General features: G+C 64.1%; 5 protein-coding genes and 1 tRNA gene. 3 read left to right on the top strand and 3 right to left on the bottom strand.

The genetic code is table 11. The features are described 5' to 3' along the window. The 3 genes from WA702_RS10280 to WA702_RS10290 form a co-directional block, all read left to right on the top strand. A partial coding sequence (locus tag WA702_RS10280) for a helix-turn-helix domain-containing protein (RefSeq protein ID WP_425110409.1) occupies window positions 1–1,049 on the top strand: 1,049 nt, incomplete at its 5' end. Window positions 1,050–1,176: 127 nt separating this feature from the next. Continuing rightward, the gene (locus tag WA702_RS10285) at window positions 1,177–2,079 is read left to right on the top strand and encodes a sterol desaturase family protein (protein WP_425110410.1); all 903 of its coding nucleotides are present in this window, start codon (window positions 1,177–1,179) and stop codon (window positions 2,077–2,079) included. A 168-nt stretch (window positions 2,080–2,247) separates the two neighbouring features. Beyond that, a tRNA-Pro gene (locus WA702_RS10290) sits at window positions 2,248–2,325 on the top strand. A 62-nt stretch (window positions 2,326–2,387) separates the two neighbouring features. Here the strand turns inward: WA702_RS10290 and WA702_RS10295 are convergent. From WA702_RS10295 to WA702_RS10305, 3 genes are all read right to left on the bottom strand, one after another. After that, window positions 2,388–2,972, bottom strand: coding sequence for a MerR family transcriptional regulator (locus tag WA702_RS10295; RefSeq protein ID WP_425110411.1), 585 nt, complete (start codon window positions 2,970–2,972; stop codon window positions 2,388–2,390). 92 nt (window positions 2,973–3,064) lie between these two features. Further along, complete coding sequence (locus WA702_RS10300) at window positions 3,065–3,415, bottom strand: integration host factor subunit alpha (RefSeq protein WP_425110412.1); 351 nt, start codon at window positions 3,413–3,415, stop codon at window positions 3,065–3,067. Window positions 3,416–3,546: 131 nt separating this feature from the next. Continuing rightward, window positions 3,547–3,830, bottom strand: a 284-nt coding sequence (locus tag WA702_RS10305; protein ID WP_425110413.1) for a 3-oxoacyl-[acyl-carrier-protein] synthase III C-terminal domain-containing protein, incomplete at its 5' end; no start/stop codon positions are given.

Genomic DNA, 3,830 nt, shown 5'->3' on the forward strand with positions numbered 1-3,830 from the left:
CGCCAAGCGATCCGGTGAGCCGCACGTCTGCGCTGCTGCTGATGGGCATTGCCGCCTATGTCGTCGAGTCGGCTCCCGGCTTCGGCAGCCTCGCCTTGGGCTGGAGACTTCCGATTCACGCGCTCAGTTGCGGCACGCCGGCCGCATTCTGGATCGCGATGGAGGCAATATTCGTCGATGAATTTCGCCTGCGCTGGTACCATGCTCTCGCCTGGCTGGTGCTCGCCACGCTTGGAACGGTCGAAATCTTCATCCATCGCACGCCGGTCTCCGTGCTGCATTCGGCGCTGTTGCTGGCGTTTGTCCTGCTCGGCATCTGGTATGCGTTGGCTGGCCGGCCGACCGACTTGGTGGAGGGCCGTCGCCGGTTTCGCATCCTGCTCGCGGTGACGACCGCGCTGTATACGGTGCTGACCGTCGCATCCGACTGGCTTTGGCCGGGCGGCCTGTCGGCCGCGCCGTTCAGCCTGGTCAATGCGGCCGGGTTGGTCGCGATGATCTTCCTGTTCGCGGTGCTGGGCTCGCTGCTGTCGGCCGCACAGCCATTCGTGCCGGCCGCGGCTACATCGGGGCCGACGCCGTCACTCGACAACGAGCTGCCGACAGCAGCACCGCCTGCCTACGCTGGGGCTACCGAACCTGACGCGGTGCTGGTCGGAGCGCTTCGCAGGCTGATCGAACATGACAGGGTCTACCGTGAGCAGGACCTGAGCATTGCGTCGCTGTCACAGAAGCTCGACATTCCGGAATATCGGCTGCGCCGCCTGATCAACGGGCAGCTCGGGCACCGCAATTTCAGCACCTTCGTCAACGGCTATCGCCTGGCGGAAGCCGAGGCCGCGCTGAGCGATCCCGCTCAAGCCGAGGTGCCGATCCTGACGATTGCGCTCGATGCCGGCTTCGGCTCGATCGGGCCGTTCAACCGGGCCTTCAAGGCGCAGACCGGGCTCACGCCGACGGAGTATCGACGCGCCCGGCTCGATGCCGTGCCGGCGCCGTCAAAGCTGCAATCGGCGCCTGCTGGCGGACGACCAGCCAACGAGCATTGACCGATTCCGAAATGGACTGGCCGTTTGCCGAATTCGGCTAGCCGCGCTCCGAAATCGGCGCGCCGCGGGAATTTCGCATGTGCAAGCTCCGAGCCGCGGGCCGGTCCCCGCCGATACGGAGAACGTCATGTCGCAACTCATCCAGATCCTCAAATTCGCCCTTCCAGCCGTGATCGCGATCGCGACGATGGAGGCCATCGTGCTCGCCGGGGTGATGCGGCGAAGTTATAATTGGCGCGCTTATCTGGCCTCGCTGGCCGATGCGCTCGGCCGCGAATACCTCGTTTATGCGTTCGTGCCGCTCAGCCTCGCCACGCCGGCGATCGGCTTTGCCTGGCGCCATCGTCTGTTCACCGTGCCGCTCGACAGCGTAAGCGCGGTGGTGCTGCTCGTGATCCTGCAGGATTTCAGCTACTACTGGTTCCACCGCTGCAGCCACCGCGTGCGCTGGTTCTGGGCAACCCATGCGATCCATCATTCCTCGAACGAGTTCAATCTCGCCGCCGCCTACCGGTTCGGCTGGACCGGCCGATTGACCGGGGCGGCCATCTTCTATGTTCCGATGATCTGGCTCGGCTTCGCGCCGGGCCCGGTGTTCGTCGCGGCGGCGATCAATTTGCTCTATCAGTTCTGGCTGCACGCCGAATGGATTCCAAAGCTCGGCTGGCTCGAATCTGTGCTCAACACGCCGTCGCACCATCGCGTGCACCACGCCGCCAATGCGGAATATCTAGACCGCAATTACGGCGGCATCTTCATCGTGTTCGACCGCCTGTTCGGGACCTTCGTGGCCGAGCGCGACGACCTGCCCTGCCGCTACGGCCTGGTGACGCCGCTACGCTCCAACAATCCGCTCGTCATCGCGGTTCACGAATGGAGGGCGCTGGGCCGCGATCTCTGGCGCGCGCGCTCCTGGCGCGAACGCTTCGCTTGCCTGGTCGGCCCGCCCGGCGACCATCCGGCCGAGGCGACGGGCGCGACACCTCCGGCACAGGAAGCCGCTCAACAGGTCCGTACTGCGGCGGCATGAAGGGTTGCCGGCTGCATACCGGTCGAGCGTGTCGAGGCGTGGATCGCGAAGGACAGATGGGGACGTCCGGCGGGCCCGACGTCCAGCCAACAGCACACGAGCAGCACCCTTTGGAAGACTGCGTTGACGCCTTGCGTCGCGGCAGGATCGCGGCTAAGGGAACGGCATCGGAGCGTGGCGCAGCCCGGTTAGCGCACTAGTCTGGGGGACTAGGGGTCGTGGGTTCGAATCCCGCCGCTCCGACCATTTTCTCTGAAAAGCTTCGATCCTGCAGCGCGATCCGGCCATTGGCGCGCAACGCTCCCGCCCTACCCCTCCTTCATCGCGCGATCGAGCAATTGCCGGCAGTCGAGCAGTTCCTTGAGCGCGCCTTCCAGGCGGTCGCGGTCTTCCTGGCGCATGCCGGGGGCCGGCTTCGGCGCCGCGCTGGCGCTATGGTGGGTGCCGACCCGGAAGGTCTCCAGGATGTCATCCTCGGTCTCGACGAAGCGGAAGTCGATGCCCTCGTCCTCGGAGCCCTCGTACTCGTCCTCAGCTCCGCTCTCGCCCTCCTCGCCGTGGTCGTCCTCCATCAGGGCTTGGCCGACCTTCTCCTCCAGTGCGCCGAACGAGACCGCTGCGGAACTGTCCGCGAGACTCTGGACTGATTTGATGCCGTGCTCTTTGAGGATCCGCTGCACGCCGCGGATCGTGTAGCCCTCGCCATAGAGCAGGCGACGGATGCCCTTCAGCAGGTCGACGTCGTCTGGCCGGTAATAGCGGCGGCCCCCGCTCCGCTTCATCGGCTTGATCTGGGAGAAGCGCGTTTCCCAAAAGCGCAGCACGTGCTGCGGAATGTCGAGTTCCTGCGCGACCTCGCTGATCGTCCGAAAAGCATCCGGCGCCTTGTCCAAATGCCCGTTCCCTTCGATCGTGCTGATAAGAAACTACTTGGAACTCAGGACTATTTCAGACGTCGTGATGGCCACGACGCGGGCATGCCCCGTCATTCCGGCTCGGGGCTTAGCTCGGCGCTCTCGCCATTGATCTTGCCGGTCGCGTGGCCATTGATCCGCTGCTTCAGGATTGCGGACGGCTTGAAAACCATGACCCGGCGGGGAGAGATTGGTACCTCGGTGCCGGTCTTCGGATTACGCCCGATCCGCTGACCCTTCTTGCGCACCATGAACGAGCCGAACGAAGACAGCTTCACGGTCTCGCCCTTTTCGAGGCAATCCGTGATCTCCTTCAGTACCAGCTCGACGAATGCCGAGGACTCCGTTCGAGATAGCCCCACTTTTTGGTAGACCGCCTCACAGAGATCGACGCGCGTAACTGTTTTGCCCGTTGTCGTCATCGCCTGCCCCAAACCATGGCGAATAATTTGGCACTGAAATTAAGGGCTTAACGGGCAACGGTCAACAGCACTGTGAGGAGAATCAGATTCAAAAACGCTGCAATGCGAAAGGCTTGTCAGATAATTGCGCCTCACCAGCGCAGCAACGCCGAACCCCAGGTGAAACCGCCGCCCATGGCCTCGAGCAGCACCACATCACCCTTCTTGATCCGGCCGTCCTTGACCGCGGCATCCAGCGCCAGCGGGATCGAGGCCGCCGAAGTGTTGCCGTGACGGTCGACGGTCAGCACCACCTTCTCGGGCGCGATGTGCAGCTTGTGGGCGGAGGCGTCGATGATGCGCTTGTTGGCCTGGTGCGGCACGAACCAGTCGATTTCCTCCGCCGATAGGCCCGTGGCGTTGAAGGCGTCGACGA

The sequence above is a fragment of the Bradyrhizobium sp. genome, assembly GCF_049798375.1.
Taxonomy (GTDB): Bacteria; Pseudomonadota; Alphaproteobacteria; order Rhizobiales; family Xanthobacteraceae; genus Bradyrhizobium.

Bases quoted from the DNA above. Each gene is read 5' to 3' on its own strand.
- WA702_RS10285 (WP_425110410.1), top strand. From the start codon at position 1,177: ATGTCGCAACTCATCCAGATCCTCAAATTCGCCCTTCCAGCCGTGATC.
- WA702_RS10300 (WP_425110412.1), bottom strand. From the start codon at position 3,415: ATGACGACAACGGGCAAAACAGTTACGCGCGTCGATCTCTGTGAGGCG.